Below are 16,708 nucleotides of genomic sequence, written 5' to 3' on the forward strand. Positions count from 1 at the left end.
CAAAAAAATAAAACATTTAAAGTGAGAAATATGCCAAAACTTTTTTTAATGTCTTTAGGTTGTAATAAAAATTTAGTTGATAGTGAAATCATGCTTGGAAGATTGAATGATTATGAAATTTGTGATGAGCCAAGCATAGCTGATGTTTTGATTGTAAATACCTGTGGCTTTATAGATAGTGCTAAAAAAGAAAGCATAAATGCGATTTTAGACTTACACGAGCAAAGAAAAAAGGACTCGTTGCTGGTTGTAACAGGTTGTTTAATGCAACGCTACCGCGAGGAATTAATGAAAGAACTACCTGAAGTTGATCTTTTTACCGGTGTGGGAGATTATGAAAAAATTGATGAAATGATACTTAAAAAAACTAATCTATTTTCAAATTCTACTTACTTGCAAGATAAAAATACCAATCGTGTGATCACAGGATCAAATTATCATGCTTTTATTAAAATAGCTGAAGGGTGCAATCAAAAATGTTCATTTTGCGCCATACCAAGTTTTAAAGGTAAGCTTAAATCAAGAAGTTTAGAAAGTATTGTAAATGAAGTAAAAGAGCTTGTTAAAAAAGGCTATAAAGACTTTTCTTTTATCGCTCAAGATACAAGTTCGTATTTATTTGATCAAGGTCAAAAAGATGGACTTTTAAAGCTTATTGAGGCTATAGAAAATATCCAAGGTGTAAAGGCTGCTAGAATTTTATATCTATATCCAACAAGCATTAGCAAAGAAGTGATAAAAAAAATCATTCAATCAAAAGTTTTTGTAAATTATTTTGATATGCCTTTGCAACACATCAGTGATAATATGCTTAAAATCATGAAACGCGGAGCTAATAAAGCTAAATTAATCGAGCTTTTAAATTTAATGAAACAAGCTCCAAATTCATTTTTACGCACAGGTTTTATAGTAGGGCACCCTGGAGAGAGTGATGAGGACTTTGAAGAATTATGCGCTTTTATAAAAGAATTTGGTTTTGATAGAATTAGTGTTTTTGCTTATTCTAAAGAAGAAGATACCGCAGCTTTTGACATGGAACAAATTCCTAGTAAAATCATCAATGCAAGATTAAAAGTGATAGAAAAAATCGTCGATGAATGCATAGAAAAAAGCTTTAATCAACAAGTTGGCAAAAAAACTTTAGCATTTTGTGAAGGTCAAAGCTCTGAAGGAGAATTTTTCATCGGCGCAAAAGATTTGCGTTGGGATAGAGATATAGATGGAGAAATTCTCATCAATGAAAGTGATTGCGGAGATTTAGAAATGGGTGAGCTTTATGAGTGTGAAATCACGCAGAGCTTAGATAAAAAACTCATTGCAAAAGCCTTAAGAAAGCTTGATGATTGATAGTAAATATTTAAATCATTTAAAGCAAGGGAAAAATCTTTTAGCGTTTTCTCATGGGAGTGATTCTAGTGCTTTATTTTTCATGCTTTTAGAAAAAAATATAGATTTTGACCTTGCTTTTATAAACTACAAAACTCGCAAAAATAGTGATAAAGAAGAACAAAGTGCTAAAGAATTAGCCAAGCATTTTCATAAAAAAATTTACATCAAAACCGCACCCAAGATAACAAAAAATTTCGAAGCTTGCGCAAGAGCTTTGCGTTATGAGTTTTTTGAAGAGCTTTGCAAAAATCACTCTTATGATAATCTTTTACTAGCTCATCATTTAAATGATAAACTAGAATGGTTTTTAATGCAATTTTCCAAAGGTGCAGGACTTAGAGAATTACTTGGTTTTAAAGATATTGAAAAAAGAAAATATTTTACCATCATAAGACCCTTGCTTGAAATTCCAAAAGAAGAAATTTCAAACTACCTAAAAGATAACAATATCGCTTATTTTCATGATGAGAGTAATGATGATGAAAAATATTTTAGAAATTTCATACGCAAAAATTTTGCCAATGAGTTTTTAAAGCTTTATCCAAATGGAGTAAAAAAGAGCTTTAAATACCTAGAAAAAGACTTAAAAGAAGAAAATATTTGTGAATTTAAAAATATTTACATTACTCATAAAGATGAAAGTTTAATCGCAAAATGTTTTAAAAAACTTGGAGTACTTTTAAGTGCTAAACAAAGACAAGAAACTTTAAAAGGCGATGGAGTAATTTCGCATAAAATAGGCATTGTTTACATACAAGAAAAAGTTTTGATTTTTCCTTTTGTAAGTTATGAGAAAATGCCAAAAGAATTTAAAGAAATTTATAGAAAAGCAAAAATCCCTAAACTCTTAAGAGCATATTTATACACAAAAAATATTGATGTAAAAGAACTTATGCAAGCTCTTTTATGATTTCTTCAAAAAGTTCTTTTACTCTTGTTTCTAAAAAGTCTTTAAATTCAGCACTTGTAGCTTCAGCACGCATGATAAGATATGGACTTGTATTAGAAGCACGCAAAAGCGCCCAGCCTTCTTTAAAGGTAATTCTAACTCCGTCAATTTCATTACAATCAAGCACATTTTCAAAAGCATTTGCTTTTACTTTTTCTTTAAATTTTTCTATGATTTGAAATTTATTTTCTTCACTAACCTTAAGCTTAATCTCTTCACTTGCATAAAGTTTTGGTAATTCTTTAACTAATTTTTCTATATCAAAACCATTTACTAAAAGCTCTAAAGTTCTTAAAAATGCATAAATTCCATCATCATAACCAAAATATCTATCTTTAAAGAAAATATGCCCACTAAGCTCTGCTGCTATGTCGATATTTTGCTCTTTCATCATTTTTTTAATATTAGAATGTCCAGTCTTACCCATCATGATAAAACCAAATTTAGCTACCTCATCAAAAAGATTTTTAGAGCATTTTACTTCACCTAAAACTCTAGGATTTTTTATATTTTTAGCAAATAAATAGCAAAGTTCATCGCCCTTAAATACATAGTCTTTACTTGCTACTACTAAACGATCTCCATCTCCATCAAAAGCAAAGCCCATTTTTGCATTTTCATTTTCTTTTAACGCAACTTGCAATGCGTGTAAATTTTCAAGCTCTGTTGGATCGGGCGCGTGATTTGGGAAATTTCCATCAGGATTTTCAAATAAAATTTGTGCATTAAGATTTAATTTTTCCACCAAAGGCTTTATAATCACTCCAGTAGCTCCATTTGCACAATCAATAATGATTTTTTCTTTATAGCCCTTAAGATGTGAAAAATGCTTAGCTAAAAAGTCTATATATAAGCTTTTAACATCATAATTTTCATATCTTAAATCATCATTGATTTCAAGTTCTAAATACTCTTGCACTTTTAAAGAAAGCTTTTTCAAATCAGCACCAAAAAAACTTTCTTTGTTAATCGTGATTTTAAAGCCATTGTATTCTTTTGGATTATGCGAACCTGTTATCATGATGTTTGCATCAAAAATATCATCGAAAAATAAGCTAAAATATCCCATAGGAGTTGGTGCTAAGCCTATACTGAAAACTTGCATATTAGCTTTATTTAAACCGCTAATTAAATAGTTAAAAAGTTCATTTGCACTATATCTTGCATCATAGCCTACGCTTACTTTCTCACAACCCCTTGCTTTCATTTCTAAACCCAAAGCATAGCCTATGGCTTTTACACTTTTTTCATTTAACTCACTTGGGTAAAGCCCTCTTATATCATACTCTCTAAAAATCAAATCTAACATTTTAATCCTTTTGTCTTCTAAGTTCTAATTTTGCTTGTTTTAAACTTTCTTCTATGTTTTCATTTTTGCTTGATAAACAAAGTTTAATTTCTAATTTTGCATTTTGATCTTTCAATTCAAAACTATATTTTTGCATAAAATTTTCAAGCATTTGAAGCTTACTTTGAACAAAAGCTATATTTTCATTTTCAAATACAATGATAAAATAATCCTTATCATCTTTAAAAACCCTAGCGTGTAAAGCTTTTTTTAAAATCCTAGCAAACTCATACATTACAAACTCGCCTATTTTTGAGCCTTTTTGATGATAAATTTCATTGATATTTTTTATTTCAATCAAGGCTAAATGAAAATTTTCAAGCCCTTGGGCATATCTTCTTAAGGCTTTTAAATTTGGCAAATTGGTTAAAGTGTCAAAAAAGGCTATTTTATAAGCTTTATATGCTAAAAATCCTATCAACACTAAAGAAGCAAATTCGTAATAACCCAAATCAACACTATTGTAAAATAAAAACTGCACACTCAAGCCCATATAAGCTAGTAAAAAATGAAAATCATTGTTTTTAAAATACGAAAATAATAAAAATATCATTCCTGCCCAAAACACACAAAAACTTAACTCACTAATAGGCTTAAAAAATTGTGTTGAAAGACCAAAAATTTCACTTGTGATGCTTGCATTAAAATTAGTACTTGTGCTAAGTATTAACGCTACAAAACCCATAAAGGCTAAATACGTAAATTTAATGAGATTAATTCTTTCAAAAACAAGCTTGCTATCTTGTAAAAACACAAAAAGCACAAAAGAAAAAGGCAAAAATACCGAGATAAACAAATGCGCTTGATATTCACTTGCTACTAAAGATAAAGCTCTAGCACATAAAATCAACAAAAGTAAGAAAAAAATCTTATTTTGCTTAAAAAAATAAGCTAAAAATAAAGCTAAGATATTAAAAACCAAAGTCATACTAGGCAATGTTTTTAACAATAAATACGAAAAATCCAAAATAATAAACCTTTTTTTGTTAAAATTATAGCAAAAATATTTTAAGGATATTAATGGTAGAAGTAAAAAATCTCACTATGCGTTTTGCAAATCAACTTTTATTTGAAGATGTAAATTTAAAATTAAACCGTGGTGAAAGATATGGACTTATAGGCGCGAATGGCGCAGGAAAATCAACCTTTTTAAAAATTCTCTCAGGCGAAATAGAATCAAGCAGTGGAGAAATTTGTATAGATCCAAATTTAAAAATCGCTGTATTAGGACAAGATCAATTTGCTTTTGAAAACTACACTATCAAAGATGCGGTAATGTGTGCAAATAAAAGATTATATGATGCACTAAAAGAAAAAGAAAAACTTTATATGAGTGAAGAATTTACCGATGAAATCAATGATAGATTAAGCGAGCTTGAAATCATAACAGCAGAAGAAGATCCAAACTATGATTGCGAGCTTAGATGTGAAAAAATTCTTAGTTCTTTAAATATAAAAGATTTTAATGCTCTCATGAGCACTTTGCAAAGTGCGGATAAATTTAAAGTTTTATTAGCACAAGTATTGTTTTTAGGTGCTGATGTGTTGTTTTTAGATGAGCCTACAAACAACCTTGACTTAGAAGCTATTTCTTGGCTTGAAAATGAGCTTTTAAGACATGAGGGAACTTTAGTAGTAATTAGCCATGATAGACATTTTCTAAATAAAGTTTGTACAAGAATTTTAGATGTGGATTTTAAACAAATACGCGATTTTGCTGGAAATTATGATGATTGGTATATGGCTTCAACCTTGCTTGCTAAACAAGCTGAACTCAAACGCGATAAAACTTTAAAAGAAAGAGAAGAATTAGAAAATTTCATACGTCGTTTTAGTGCTAATGCTTCAAAAGCCAAACAAGCTACAAGCAGAGCTAAAGCTTTAGAAAAACTTGAGCTTGAAGAGATTAAAACTTCAAGCAGGCGTGACCCTAGTATAGTTTTTAGAACAAATAGAGAAATAGGAAATGAAGTTTTAGAATTAAAAGGTATTAGCAAGGCTTATGATAAAACTTTATTTGAAAATTTAGAATTAAAATTAGAAAAAGGTGATAAAATAGCCCTAATCGGTGCAAATGGTGTTGGAAAAAGCACTTTAGCTAAAATCATCGCATCAAAATTAGAACCCGATAGTGGCCACATCCACCTTGGTGCTACCATAGAAATGGGATATTTTTCACAAGATACAACGAATTTAATTAATGAAGATTTGAAACTTTATGAATGGCTAATGAGTGAAAAATTCAAAGATTTGGATGAAATTCGCAAATGTCTTGGTAGAATGCTTTTTAGTGGAAGTGATCAAGAAAAAATGGCTTCTAGCTTAAGCGGGGGTGAAAAACACCGCTTAATGCTTTCAAAATTAATGTTAGAGCGTGGAAATTTCTTGCTTTTGGATGAACCGGATAATCATTTAGATCTTGAAAGTATCATTGCATTAGGTGAAGCCTTGTATAATTTCAAAGGTTGTGTGATATGCATAAGCCACGATAGAGAGCTAATTAGCGCTTTTGCTAATCGTATATGGTTTTTAGAAGATGGGAAATTAACAGACTTTAAAGGAAGTTATGACGAATTTTTAGGAGGTTTAGAATGAATTCGTTTAAGATAAAATATGCAGCTGGTTTTGGACATTTTACTCAAAATCACAGAGGTTTTGGCCCAACTATTTATGTAGAAGAAAGTATTGATTTTCAAAGTGAAAAAGATTATTTTGACTATGTTGAATTTTATGAAAAATTCAGCAAAGAAGATGATACTTATTTTCACATTTCATTTTTAGAAGATCGCCCTTTAACTTCTCAAGAATTAGAAAGTAGAAATGCCTATAGAAAACTAAGGGATGAGCGCTGTAATAAAGCTAGAGAAGAGTTTATTAAAAACAATGAAATAGAAGCTGAATACTACCCAACTCATGGTGATTAAGGAATGATTTTTGCTTGTTTTTTCCTTGTAATATTTTGAAAGGAGAAAACATGCAAGTTAACCATGATAATTTATCGGTTAAAGAGTATGGATATGGTCAAAGTAGTGCCTATAAAAGCACTCAAGGAGCTAATGAAGACTTTATGTCTTTACTTAGTCAAAACAATAGTGAAAATTTAAACGAGCAAAGTATAAAACTTGATGAGCTTTTTTCAAAAGCTATGAGTCAAGATCAATTTAGCACAGGAATTTTTAGCTCAAATATGTCAAATATTTATAATTATCGTTTTAGAGGACAAAACGAAACTCCTATGCAAGCTAATATAGAAGACAAACAAGAACCACAAAAAGATATGGTAAAAGATCTTTTAAGTTCTTTATAAAAATGAAGTAAGCAAACGCTTACTTCCAAATAAGTCCGCTAAATTCAAACTCTTTTGCAAATTTTTTAAATTCCTCTTCTTCTTTTGCATTAACACTTAAAATCAGTTCAACATTTTCTTGAAATTTTTTTTCATATGAAATGTTATTTTTATTTAAAAAATGCTCAAATCTTGCATAAAGATGAAAAGGAATGTTTAAATTTAAAATATTTTTAGCTTCAAATTCTAAAAGCGTTGCATTTAAAATAGCTTCATTTGTAGCTTCACTATAAGCTCTTACAAGACCACCTGTACCAAGTTTAACCCCTCCAAAATAACGCACCACAATCACCGCGCAATTAACAAGCAAAGCCCCTCTTAAGACATTCAAACAAGGCATGGCAGAAGTTCCTTTTGGCTCACCATCATCGCTTTTATCTTCTATGATTTGATCAAATTCATTCAAATACCTATAAGCATATACAAAATGCACAGCTTTTAAATGCTCGTTTCTTAGCTTTTGCATTAAAGTTTGAAAATCTTCAAAAGGACATAAAAAAGACAAAAAAGTTGATTTTTTGATTTCTATTTTTGCTTGATAAATTTGATCAATGGTTTTCATATTTTCCTTAATTTAGCTATAATATTTAAATAAAATTATAATCAAAACAACTTATAAAAATTTAAGGATAAACTATGCTTCAAACTTGTATTTTTCCTGCAGCAGGTTATGGTACTAGATTTTTACCTGCTACAAAAACCCTACCTAAAGAAATGCTACCTATACTAACTAAACCTTTAATTCACTATGGTGTAGATGAAGCTTTAGAAGCTGGTATGGAAACCATGGGATTTGTTACAGGGCGTGGAAAAAGAGCTTTGGAGGATTATTTTGATATTTCTTATGAACTTGAACATCAAATCGCAGGCACTAAAAAAGAATATCTTTTAAGTGAAATAAGAACACTCATAGATCGCTGCACTTTTACTTTTACAAGACAAAATGAAATGAGAGGCTTAGGAGATGCGGTTTTAAAGGCAAAGCCTTTAGTGCAAGATGAAGCTTTTGGAGTGATTTTAGCAGATGATTTATGTGTAAATGAAGATGGGGTAAATGTCCTAGCTCAAATGGTAAAAATTTATGAAAAATACCGCTGCTCTGTTATAGCTGTGATGGAAGTTGAAGCTGATCAAGTTTCAAACTATGGGGTTATAGCAGGAAATGCTGTGGAAGAGGATTTGATCATGGTAAATTCTATGGTAGAAAAACCTGATCCAAAAGATGCTCCAAGCAACTTAGCTATCATAGGAAGATACATTCTAACGCCTGATATTTTTGGCATTTTAGAAAATACTAAAGCAGGTAAAAACGGGGAAATTCAACTAACCGATGCCTTACTTTCACAAGCAACTAATAATATGGTTTTAGCTTATAAATTCAAAGGAAAAAGGTTTGATTGTGGAAACGTAGAAGGCTTTGTGGAAGCGACAAATTATTTTTATGAGAAAAGTAAAAATGCTAAATAATACTTTATTTTTTAAAACCCAAGATTTTAAAAAAATCACCGCTTATGCAAATAGAATGAATGATGAGTTAGAAAGTGGCGATATAGGGTATTATCACTTAGTAGATACAAGCTTTGATTTAATTAAAGAAAGCAAAGAATTTATCGCCACTAAAACTCATATAGAAAATATTGTTTTAGTAGGTATGGGTGGATCAAGTTGTGGAGTTAAAGCTTTAAAAGAGCTTTTATTTGATCAAGTAGAAGAAAAAAAACTTTTTATTATTGATAATACCTCCTCACATACTTTTACCCAAACTATGCAAAAAACAAATCCCCAAAAAACACTTTTCATCATAGCAAGCAAATCAGGTACAACTATAGAGGTGATTTCTTTATTTAAACTCATCATTGCTCATTTTGATTTTAAAAATGAAAATTTGCATGAAAACTTTGTGTTTATTACTGATTTTGAATCAAAACTTCACAAACTAGGTGAAGAATTAAACATAAAATGCTTTTTTATACCAAAAAATGTTGGAGGTAGATTCAGTGTTTTATCTGCTATTGGTATTGTTCCTTTGAACTTTTGCGGGTATGATACCAAAGCCTTATTAGAAGGTGCAAAAGCTTGTTATGTGGATTTTTTTGAGAAAAAATGTGATCAAATTTTGCAAAAGGCTTATCATTATTGCACGCATAAAAGTGCGCATATTAATGTGCTTTTTTCTTATGGAGATGCTTTTAAGGGCTTTAATGAATGGTATATTCAACTAATTGCCGAAAGTCTAGGTAAAAAACAAGGCTTTAAACGCATAGGTTTAACTCCTATTGCTTTAATTGGTGCTAGAGATCAGCATAGCTTTTTACAACTTATCATGGATGGACCTAAAGATAAAACTGTTACTTTTTTAAAAATCAAAGATAGTCAAAAATCTCCTAGTATCCCAAATATAAGCTTTAATCATTTACAAAATTGTGATTTTACCAATGAAGTTAATTTACATGATCTTTTAAACGCACAATGTGATGCAACCATGCATGCATTAATTGCTGAAAATTTAAGTGTTGATGTAATAGAACTTGAAAAATTAGATGCTTATCATTGTGGGTATTTGATGTATTATTATGAGTTATTTACTTCTGCATGTGGCATTATGCTTGGAATTAATACTTATGATCAACCTGGTGTAGAGGTAGGAAAATTAATACTCAAAAATATGTTAAGTAAATAAATTTGCTTTATTGTAAAAAAAGAGTATAATGAAAATATAATAATTATTAACATTAAAATTTATTAGATAATAATTATTATTATTTAAGAATTTTATGTTATAATTTTAAAAATAAAAAAGGAGATAACATGTCAGTAACAAAACAATTATTACAATTACAAGCGGATGCTCATAGTTTATGGATTAAATTTCATAATTATCACTGGAATGTAAAAGGTTTACAGTTTTTCTCAATTCATGAATACACAGAAAAAGCTTACGAAGAAATGGCAGAGCTTTTTGATGATTGTGCTGAAAGAGCTTTACAACTAGGAGAAAAAGCTATCGTTTGCCCAAACACTTTATTAGAAAATGCAAAAGCACCTAAGGTTCAAAAAGACTGCTTTACTCCAGCAGAAGTTTTAGAGCTTATTAGAGAAGATTATAAATATCTTTTGGATGAATTTAAAAAGCTAAATGAAGAAGCTGAAAAAGCAAGCGATACTACAACAGCAGCATTTGCTCAAGAAAATATTGCAAAATATGAAAAAGTTCTTTGGATGCTTAATTCAACTATCCAAAATACTTGCTCTATGTAAGAATTTATAATGTTTTTTGACTTGCAAAGCTTTATTGCTTTAAGTCAAAAAACAAATTTAACCTCTCAAGAAAAACTACTCTTATTAAAACTCTACGCTCATTTTGAAAAAAATATCGATTTATTGCAAAAATTATATGATTATAGTTTGGTAGCTTATTGTGCTAATGTATATTTAAATCAAAGCTTACAAAAAGAAGGTTTGCAAAAATACAAAGCCATTATAAAAGCTTTAACTAATCCTTCTTATAAAAAAGAAAAAATCCCCGTAGGTGGTTTAAATAATGCATTTTTAGCTTTAAAATTTGTAAAAAATTATGAAATACTTGAACACATCAACGAAACACACCCTCAATCTAAAATGGGTTTTAGAGCTAGTTTTATTTATGATAAAAAAAGAAAAAACTATATTTTAGCCTTTGCAGGAAGTGATTTAAATCCTTTGTGTTTTGATTTTAAAGATCTTTATAGTGATTTTTTGATTTTACTTAACAAAACTCCAAAAGGCCAAATTCAATCCATGCAGTATTTTTACAATCAACTCAAGCAAAAATACACCATTGATAAAAAGCTCATCATCATAGGGCATTCTTTAGGAGGATATCTAGCTCAAACTTTTGCAAGAACCTTTCCTAGCGTGGTAAAAGAAGTCTATGCCTTTCAAGCACCTGGTTTAAAACAAAATTTCAAAAACCATTCTTATATAAATTTTCATATAAATACCACCCATAATTTAAATTTCAAAACTTACAAGTGGTGGAATTTTAATTTTGTACAAAAGCTCTATAAAAAAGATAGTAAAGAGATTTTACTACATATAGGAAGTATTAAACATCATCCTAGCGTGTGTATTTATAAGCTACATGAATTATTAAAATTCTTAACCCATAAGGGCTAAGAACTAATGTAAATCTTCATTAAGTTTTACAGCCTTTTTATTAAAAGCTGCTATCATCACTCCACTTTGAGAATCTTGTCTAAAATGCAAGCCATTTAATCCTGCTAATTCTAAACCTTTGTATATATCTTTATCAAATTTAAAATCAGGATTGATTTTTTGAAGTTCTTCTTTATTTTTTAAAGCAAATTTAGTCCCTTCTAAAACAGCAATGCCTGCATCAACGATACAATTATCCCCTAAAGGAATTCCAGTAACTGAATTTGCACCCAAAAGACAAGCTTTACCAATGCTAATAGCATTACCACTTGTACCACTTAAAACACCAAGTATAGAAGCACCACCTCCTACATCGCTACCTTCGCCCACAACAGCTGATGAACTAATACGCCCTTCTACCATACAAGCTCCAGTTGTACCTGCATTAAAATTCACATAAGCAGCCCCTGGCATTATAGTAGTACCTGCAGCTAAAACCGCACCCATTCTTACTTTAGAACTTTCTAAAATTCTAGTATTATCCTCAGGAATGATATGGGCTAAAAATCTTGGAAATTTATCTACATAATCAATCCTTGGATATCTTCCACTCATTTTTAAATCAATCTCATTTTCTCTTAAAAAGTCTAAATCAATAGGCTTATTATCACTCCATGCAACATTTGGTAAAATCCCAAAAGCACCTGTTAAATTTAAGCTTCTTAAAGGCACTTTTTTATTGGAAAGCAAGTAAAGTTTTAAATACACACTTTCTAAACTTTTTGGTGCTTCATCTTCAAAAATACAAACAAAAGAAAAAGCATTTTCTCTAAAATTTTCCTTTGCTGCTTTGATTGCTTCTATATTTTTATGGCCTTGCTCTTGTAAAAATGGCGCAAAGCATTCAAGCGCAAAATCCAAATCTTCTTTAATCAAAGTAGCCACAAACTCACTTTCATTAAAATCAACATCAACCCCTCTTCTAAAAAAAGCTTCAAACATAACAGCTGCAGCAGCATAATTTTGCTCAAAATTAATCACACCAAAATTAGCTTGAAGTTTTTTACTAGGATCAACTTGACTTAGATCAAGTCTTGCTATAGCAAAAGCTTTAGGCTTTTTATAATTAATCCTTTGTTCGATTTGCTTGATTAAATTTAAAAATTCTTCTTTACTTTCTATTGGCATATTTTCCTCCTTATTGCGAGCACGCACTTTTGCCATTCATTATAGGTTGAATAGCTGAATTATCTACTTTACCTTCTTGATTAACCTTTTCTATAAATTCCCAAATTTTTTCAGCAGCTTGCAAATATCTTTTTGAACTTACACTCTCAGGCATATAAAAACTCACAGGCTTACCGCTATCTCCACCTTCTCTTACACTCATTTCGATAGGAATTTGAGCTAAAACTTCACATTTATAAGCTTTTGCCATTTCTTCTGTAGTGCCTTTACCAAAGATATCATATTCTTTACCATTATCAGGGCATAAAAAGCCACTCATATTTTCTATAATACCCGCAACAGGAATGTGTAATTTTTCAAACATATCTAGCGCCCTTTTGCTATCATCCAAAGATACTACTTGAGGAGTACTTACACACACACCCGCACTCACTGGCACGCTTTGAGCTAAGGTAATTTGTGCATCACCTGTTCCTGGAGGCATATCAAGTAATAATACATCAAGTTCAGGCCAAAGCACATCAGCTAAAAGTTGCTCAATCGCTTTCATAATCATAGAACCACGCCACATCAAACCTTTACCCTCTTCTATTAGCACACCCATACTCATCATATAAACCCCATGAGATAAAATAGGACGAATTTTTTGACCTACAATTTCGGGTTTGCTTTTACTCTCACCTAGCATTCTTGGTATATTTGGCCCATAAATATCTGCGTCTAAAAGCCCTACTCTTTTACCCATTTTAGCCAAAGAAATCGCTAAATTTAAAGTTGTAGTACTTTTACCTACTCCACCTTTACCACTTGAAATCATAAGGAAATTTTTAATTTGTGGAGCGATATTTTTACCACTTCTTGAATTGCTTTTTTCTTCAGGAATTTTTGGTTGAATGATTTCTAAATTAAGCTCTAAATTTAAATCTTTTAAAGCATTTGCGATATTTAGTCTAAGCTCTTGTGCGATTTGAGCATTAGCTGAAACGATTTCAACTACAATATGAGCTTGATTTTCGTTTGATTCAATTTTTTTTACAAAACCAAAACTAACTATATCTTTTTTAAAACCTGGATATATAACTTGTTTTAGTCTTTCTTCAATTTTTTCCTTCAATTTTTCTCCTTATTATTTAAAATGATTAATTCTACTAACATAAATATAAATTTTGGCTTTTATTGTGTATAATATCGTAACATTAATAAGAAATTAAGGTGTAACAAATGTTAGATATTTCCTTGATAATGCTATCTGCAGGAGAATCATCAAGATTTAATGCTCCGGTAAAAAAGCAGTTTTTACGACTAGGCGAACAACCTTTATGGCTTTATGCTACTAAAAATTTAAGTTCTTTTTATCCTTTTAAACAAATAGTTGTTACTTCTGGTAATATTTCTTATATGAAAAAATTTGCCCCTGAATATAAATTTGTTCAAGGTGGTGCAACTAGAGCACAATCTTTACTCAATGCTTTAAGCATGGTTGAGAGTGAATATGTTTTAGTTAGTGATGTTGCAAGGGTTTTAATTTCTAAAAACCTTTTTAATAATATCATAGAAAATCATGACAAAGCTGATTGTATTACACCTGTTTTAAAAGTAAGCGATACTACAATTTATGCTCAAGAAGCTATCGATAGAGATAAAATCAAACTCATACAAACCCCTCAACTTTCGCGCACAAGTATATTAAAAAAAGCTTTAGAACAAAACTCAAACTTCACTGATGATAGCACAGCTATACAGGCTATTGGTGGTAAAATTTGGTATGTGCAAGGTGATGAGTTAGCTAAAAAAATTACCTTTAAAGAAGATTTAAAAAGCTTAAATTTACCAAAACCATCTTGGGATATTTTTAATGGAAATGGCTTTGATGTGCATGAATTTGGAGAGCAAAGAGCCTTGCTTTTGGGTGGAGTAAAAATACATGAAAGCATGGGTTTAAAAGCTCATTCTGATGGAGATGTGTTAGCTCATGCACTAATTGATGCGCTTTTGGGTGCAGCAGGGCTTGGAGATATTGGCGAACTTTTCCCAGATAATGATATGCAGTATAAAAATGCTGATTCTATGCTTTTATTGCAAAATGCTTATACTTTGGTGCAAAATTATGGTTTTGAACTTGCAAATGCTGATATTACTATCATAGCTCAAACACCTAAAATGAAAGATTTTAAAGAAGCTATTGCTTTTAATATCGCTAAAACATTAAAAACTACGCCTAACAAAATCAATATCAAAGCCACCACCACAGAACATCTAGGATTTGTAGGAAGAAAAGAAGGTATTGCGGTTTTAGCAAGTGTAAATTTAAAATATTTTGATTGGATGAAATTATGAAAGTTTTAATAGTAGAAAATGAATTTTATTTAGCTCAAAGTATAGGTTCAAAGCTTAATTCTATAGGTTATGATTGTGATATTATCGCAAATGTTAATGAACTTGCTCATCATGATTATGAAATCATTTTACTTTCTACTAGTATGGCTAATTTTGAACATACTATAGAAATTTTTAAGCATAAAATCATTATTTTACTTATATCTTACATAAGCTCAGATACTGTTTTAGCACCATTAAAAGCTGGGGCGAGTGATTATATACAAAAGCCTTTCATGATAGAAGAATTAATGCGTAAAATAAAGCATTTTCAACAATTTAAAAAAATAAGTATTTTAAATCATACTTATCAATCTTACTTAAAACATAAATTTGAAACAGCAAAATTACCAAGTTTTGATTATAAGAAATTTAAATTGCCTTTGATTTTAAAAGCTAACAATCAAATTTTTGCTGATCATTTTGTGTTTAATTATACTAATGAACATAATATCGCAAATATCTATATAGATCTTTCACACCAACAAAATTTAGATAAGATTTTTAAGGATAATTCTTTATATTATTTAGTCAATTTTCAAACCTTAAAACCTTTAGAAAAAGAGAAAGTGTTAAATCTTGCTTTAAAAAAAGCTGTTATTATACATACAAGTGCGAATATCGAGCATAGTGATTTCCAAATTTTAGAACTAAATGAAGATGAAAAAAGCTTTGAAAGCAATGGGATTTTAACTATTGATGATTATGTTAAACACATTATCATTAGTTATCAAAACGTCTTTCCTGATACGGATTTATCTAAAAAGTTAGGAATTTCAAGAAAGTCTTTATGGGAAAAAAGGAAAAAATATGGCATTACAAAGAAAAAATAGCATTATAATCTCAGAGGAAGAATACGAGGTTTTATGCTTTATCAAAGAAGGAATTTTTGGTTCTTTTACTAAATTGATGAACCAAAAAGAAAGAGATGAAGTTCTAGCTACTGGAATGATCCATAATCAAAAGATTCCTTACACTCTAACCTTTGCACCCGCTAGCACAAAAGAAAATAATACAATTTTAGAAAATGCAAAAGTTGGCGATAAAATAGATTTTATCTGCAATGATAAAACCATAGGACATATCATCTTAGAAAGTAAATTTGAAAATGATAAAAACAGCAATGATATTTTTAGACCCAATGCTTGTTTAATTGATGATTTTGGAAAAACTTGCATTAGTGGGGAATTTGAAATTTATCATAATCATATCAAAGCTATTAAAGAAGATTTTGAAAAAATCAAAAAAAGATTAAATCCTTCTAATATTACCGCCATTGTTTCAAGTTTTGATCCTTTTCATAGGGCACATGAGAGAATTTTAAGATGGGCTATAGAGCAATCTGATCTAGTGATTATTTTCCTTATAGAATCTTATGAAAATAACGGTTTGAGCTTAAAACTTAAAAAGCGTTGTTTTGATGTTTTTGCGCAAAATTACTTACCATCTTCTAGGGTTTTACTCATACCTTTACATAATATCAAAATTTTTGCCTCGCATTTAAATCCTGTTCTTGAGTGTGCTTTGGCTAAAAGTTTTGACTGTAATAAACTTTTTGTAGGACAAAATCACGCAGGACTTGGAATGTATTTTAATCAAAACAGAGCCTTTACCGTGCTTGATGATTTTGCAAAAGATTATAATATAGAAGTAACTATACTTCCTGAATTTGTATTTTGCGATGAGTGCAAAATGATAGTAAGCACCAAATCATGCCCGCATGGAGCTCATCATCATATGAAATACCATGGCGATTCTTTAAAAAATTTACTCAGACTTGGTATCATTCCACCAGCAGTTTTTATAAGAAGAGAAATTTCAGCTTTGATTTTATCTGAGCTTTTTCCAAATCGCTTTCATAATAAACAAAATATCTATAGCAATCTTTTCCCTACGCATGGTATTTTAGAATATCGAAGCGACAAAGAATTTTATGAGCAACTTATAAAACTTCATCAAATGTCATATATGGTGTAAT

Annotated in this window: 17 protein-coding genes; 12 read left to right on the forward strand and 5 right to left on the reverse strand. The window is 30.1% G+C overall.

The window, feature by feature from the left end:
• Window positions 1-30 precede the first annotated feature (30 nt).
• Both rimO and tilS read left to right on the forward strand, forming a co-directional pair.
• Window positions 31-1,347: a 30S ribosomal protein S12 methylthiotransferase RimO gene (gene rimO / locus CAMP18497_RS00910; RefSeq protein WP_337212150.1), complete on the forward strand. Its 1,317-nt coding sequence runs from the start codon at window positions 31-33 to the stop codon at window positions 1,345-1,347.
• Window positions 1,337-2,299, forward strand: coding sequence for a tRNA lysidine(34) synthetase TilS (tilS, locus tag CAMP18497_RS00915; protein WP_337212151.1), 963 nt, complete (start codon window positions 1,337-1,339; stop codon window positions 2,297-2,299). Before rimO ends, tilS begins: the two co-directional genes overlap by 11 nt.
• Here tilS and CAMP18497_RS00920 read toward each other — a convergent pair.
• Both CAMP18497_RS00920 and CAMP18497_RS00925 read right to left on the reverse strand, forming a co-directional pair.
• Entirely contained in the window at window positions 2,280-3,647 is a 1,368-nt protein-coding gene (locus CAMP18497_RS00920; protein ID WP_337212152.1) for a phosphomannomutase/phosphoglucomutase, read from the reverse strand. The genes tilS and CAMP18497_RS00920 overlap by 20 nt on opposite strands.
• A gap of 1 nt (window position 3,648) precedes the next feature.
• Window positions 3,649-4,653 carry a diguanylate cyclase domain-containing protein gene (locus CAMP18497_RS00925; protein ID WP_337212153.1) on the reverse strand — a complete coding sequence of 335 codons (1,005 nt, stop codon included), beginning with the start codon at window positions 4,651-4,653 and terminating at the stop codon, window positions 3,649-3,651.
• A 53-nt stretch (window positions 4,654-4,706) separates the two neighbouring features.
• Here CAMP18497_RS00925 and CAMP18497_RS00930 point away from each other — a divergent pair, with 53 nt between their 5' ends.
• The 3 genes from CAMP18497_RS00930 to CAMP18497_RS00940 are packed head-to-tail and all read left to right on the forward strand — an operon-like array spanning window position 4,707 to window position 6,993.
• Window positions 4,707-6,281, forward strand: a complete 1,575-nt coding sequence (locus CAMP18497_RS00930) for an ABC-F family ATP-binding cassette domain-containing protein (RefSeq protein ID WP_047207957.1) — start codon at window positions 4,707-4,709, stop codon at window positions 6,279-6,281.
• Complete coding sequence (locus CAMP18497_RS00935) at window positions 6,278-6,610, forward strand: hypothetical protein (protein WP_039617462.1); 333 nt, start codon at window positions 6,278-6,280, stop codon at window positions 6,608-6,610. Before CAMP18497_RS00930 ends, CAMP18497_RS00935 begins: the two co-directional genes overlap by 4 nt.
• 50 nt (window positions 6,611-6,660) lie before the next feature.
• Window positions 6,661-6,993, forward strand: coding sequence for a hypothetical protein (locus CAMP18497_RS00940; protein WP_214099013.1), 333 nt, complete (start codon window positions 6,661-6,663; stop codon window positions 6,991-6,993).
• 19 nt (window positions 6,994-7,012) lie between these two features.
• Here the strand turns inward: CAMP18497_RS00940 and CAMP18497_RS00945 are convergent, their stop codons facing one another.
• Window positions 7,013-7,594, reverse strand: a complete 582-nt coding sequence (locus tag CAMP18497_RS00945) for an IMPACT family protein (protein ID WP_337212154.1) — start codon at window positions 7,592-7,594, stop codon at window positions 7,013-7,015.
• Window positions 7,595-7,668: 74 nt separating this feature from the next.
• Here CAMP18497_RS00945 and galU point away from each other — a divergent pair, with 74 nt between their 5' ends.
• The 4 genes from galU (at window position 7,669) to CAMP18497_RS00965 (ending at window position 11,187) form a co-directional block, all read left to right on the forward strand.
• Window positions 7,669-8,499: a UTP--glucose-1-phosphate uridylyltransferase GalU gene (galU, locus tag CAMP18497_RS00950; RefSeq protein ID WP_337212155.1), complete on the forward strand. Its 831-nt coding sequence runs from the start codon at window positions 7,669-7,671 to the stop codon at window positions 8,497-8,499.
• Window positions 8,489-9,712 (forward strand): glucose-6-phosphate isomerase, encoded by a 1,224-nt coding sequence (locus tag CAMP18497_RS00955; protein WP_337212212.1) that lies wholly within the window; start codon window positions 8,489-8,491, stop codon window positions 9,710-9,712. The genes galU and CAMP18497_RS00955 overlap by 11 nt, the downstream gene beginning before the upstream one ends.
• 128 nt (window positions 9,713-9,840) lie before the next feature.
• Window positions 9,841-10,290, forward strand: a complete 450-nt coding sequence (locus tag CAMP18497_RS00960) for a Dps family protein (RefSeq protein ID WP_337212156.1) — start codon at window positions 9,841-9,843, stop codon at window positions 10,288-10,290.
• A 9-nt stretch (window positions 10,291-10,299) separates the two neighbouring features.
• Window positions 10,300-11,187: an alpha/beta fold hydrolase gene (locus CAMP18497_RS00965; RefSeq protein WP_337212157.1), complete on the forward strand. Its 888-nt coding sequence runs from the start codon at window positions 10,300-10,302 to the stop codon at window positions 11,185-11,187.
• Between the two features lie 3 nt (window positions 11,188-11,190).
• Here the strand turns inward: CAMP18497_RS00965 and CAMP18497_RS00970 are convergent, their stop codons facing one another.
• Both CAMP18497_RS00970 and CAMP18497_RS00975 read right to left on the reverse strand, forming a co-directional pair.
• Complete coding sequence (locus tag CAMP18497_RS00970) at window positions 11,191-12,354, reverse strand: tetrahydrodipicolinate N-succinyltransferase N-terminal domain-containing protein (RefSeq protein ID WP_337212158.1); 1,164 nt, start codon at window positions 12,352-12,354, stop codon at window positions 11,191-11,193.
• Between the two features lie 10 nt (window positions 12,355-12,364).
• Entirely contained in the window at window positions 12,365-13,468 is a 1,104-nt protein-coding gene (locus tag CAMP18497_RS00975; RefSeq protein WP_087700675.1) for an Mrp/NBP35 family ATP-binding protein, read from the reverse strand.
• A gap of 107 nt (window positions 13,469-13,575) precedes the next feature.
• On the opposite strand from CAMP18497_RS00975, the gene CAMP18497_RS00980 reads away from it, so the two are divergent.
• Genes CAMP18497_RS00980 through CAMP18497_RS00990 form a run of 3 tightly spaced genes read left to right on the forward strand, consistent with a single transcriptional unit; the run spans window position 13,576 to window position 16,707 of the window.
• Window positions 13,576-14,691: a bifunctional 2-C-methyl-D-erythritol 4-phosphate cytidylyltransferase/2-C-methyl-D-erythritol 2,4-cyclodiphosphate synthase gene (locus CAMP18497_RS00980; protein ID WP_337212159.1), complete on the forward strand. Its 1,116-nt coding sequence runs from the start codon at window positions 13,576-13,578 to the stop codon at window positions 14,689-14,691.
• Entirely contained in the window at window positions 14,688-15,563 is an 876-nt protein-coding gene (locus tag CAMP18497_RS00985) for a hypothetical protein (RefSeq protein WP_337212160.1), read from the forward strand. Before CAMP18497_RS00980 ends, CAMP18497_RS00985 begins: the two co-directional genes overlap by 4 nt.
• Window positions 15,541-16,707 (forward strand): sulfate adenylyltransferase, encoded by a 1,167-nt coding sequence (locus tag CAMP18497_RS00990; protein ID WP_337212161.1) that lies wholly within the window; start codon window positions 15,541-15,543, stop codon window positions 16,705-16,707. The genes CAMP18497_RS00985 and CAMP18497_RS00990 overlap by 23 nt, the downstream gene beginning before the upstream one ends.
• Window position 16,708 lies beyond the last annotated feature (1 nt).

The sequence above is a fragment of the Campylobacter sp. W0066.1 genome, assembly GCF_024723635.1.
GTDB lineage: Bacteria > Campylobacterota > Campylobacteria > Campylobacterales > Campylobacteraceae > Campylobacter_D > Campylobacter_D lari_C.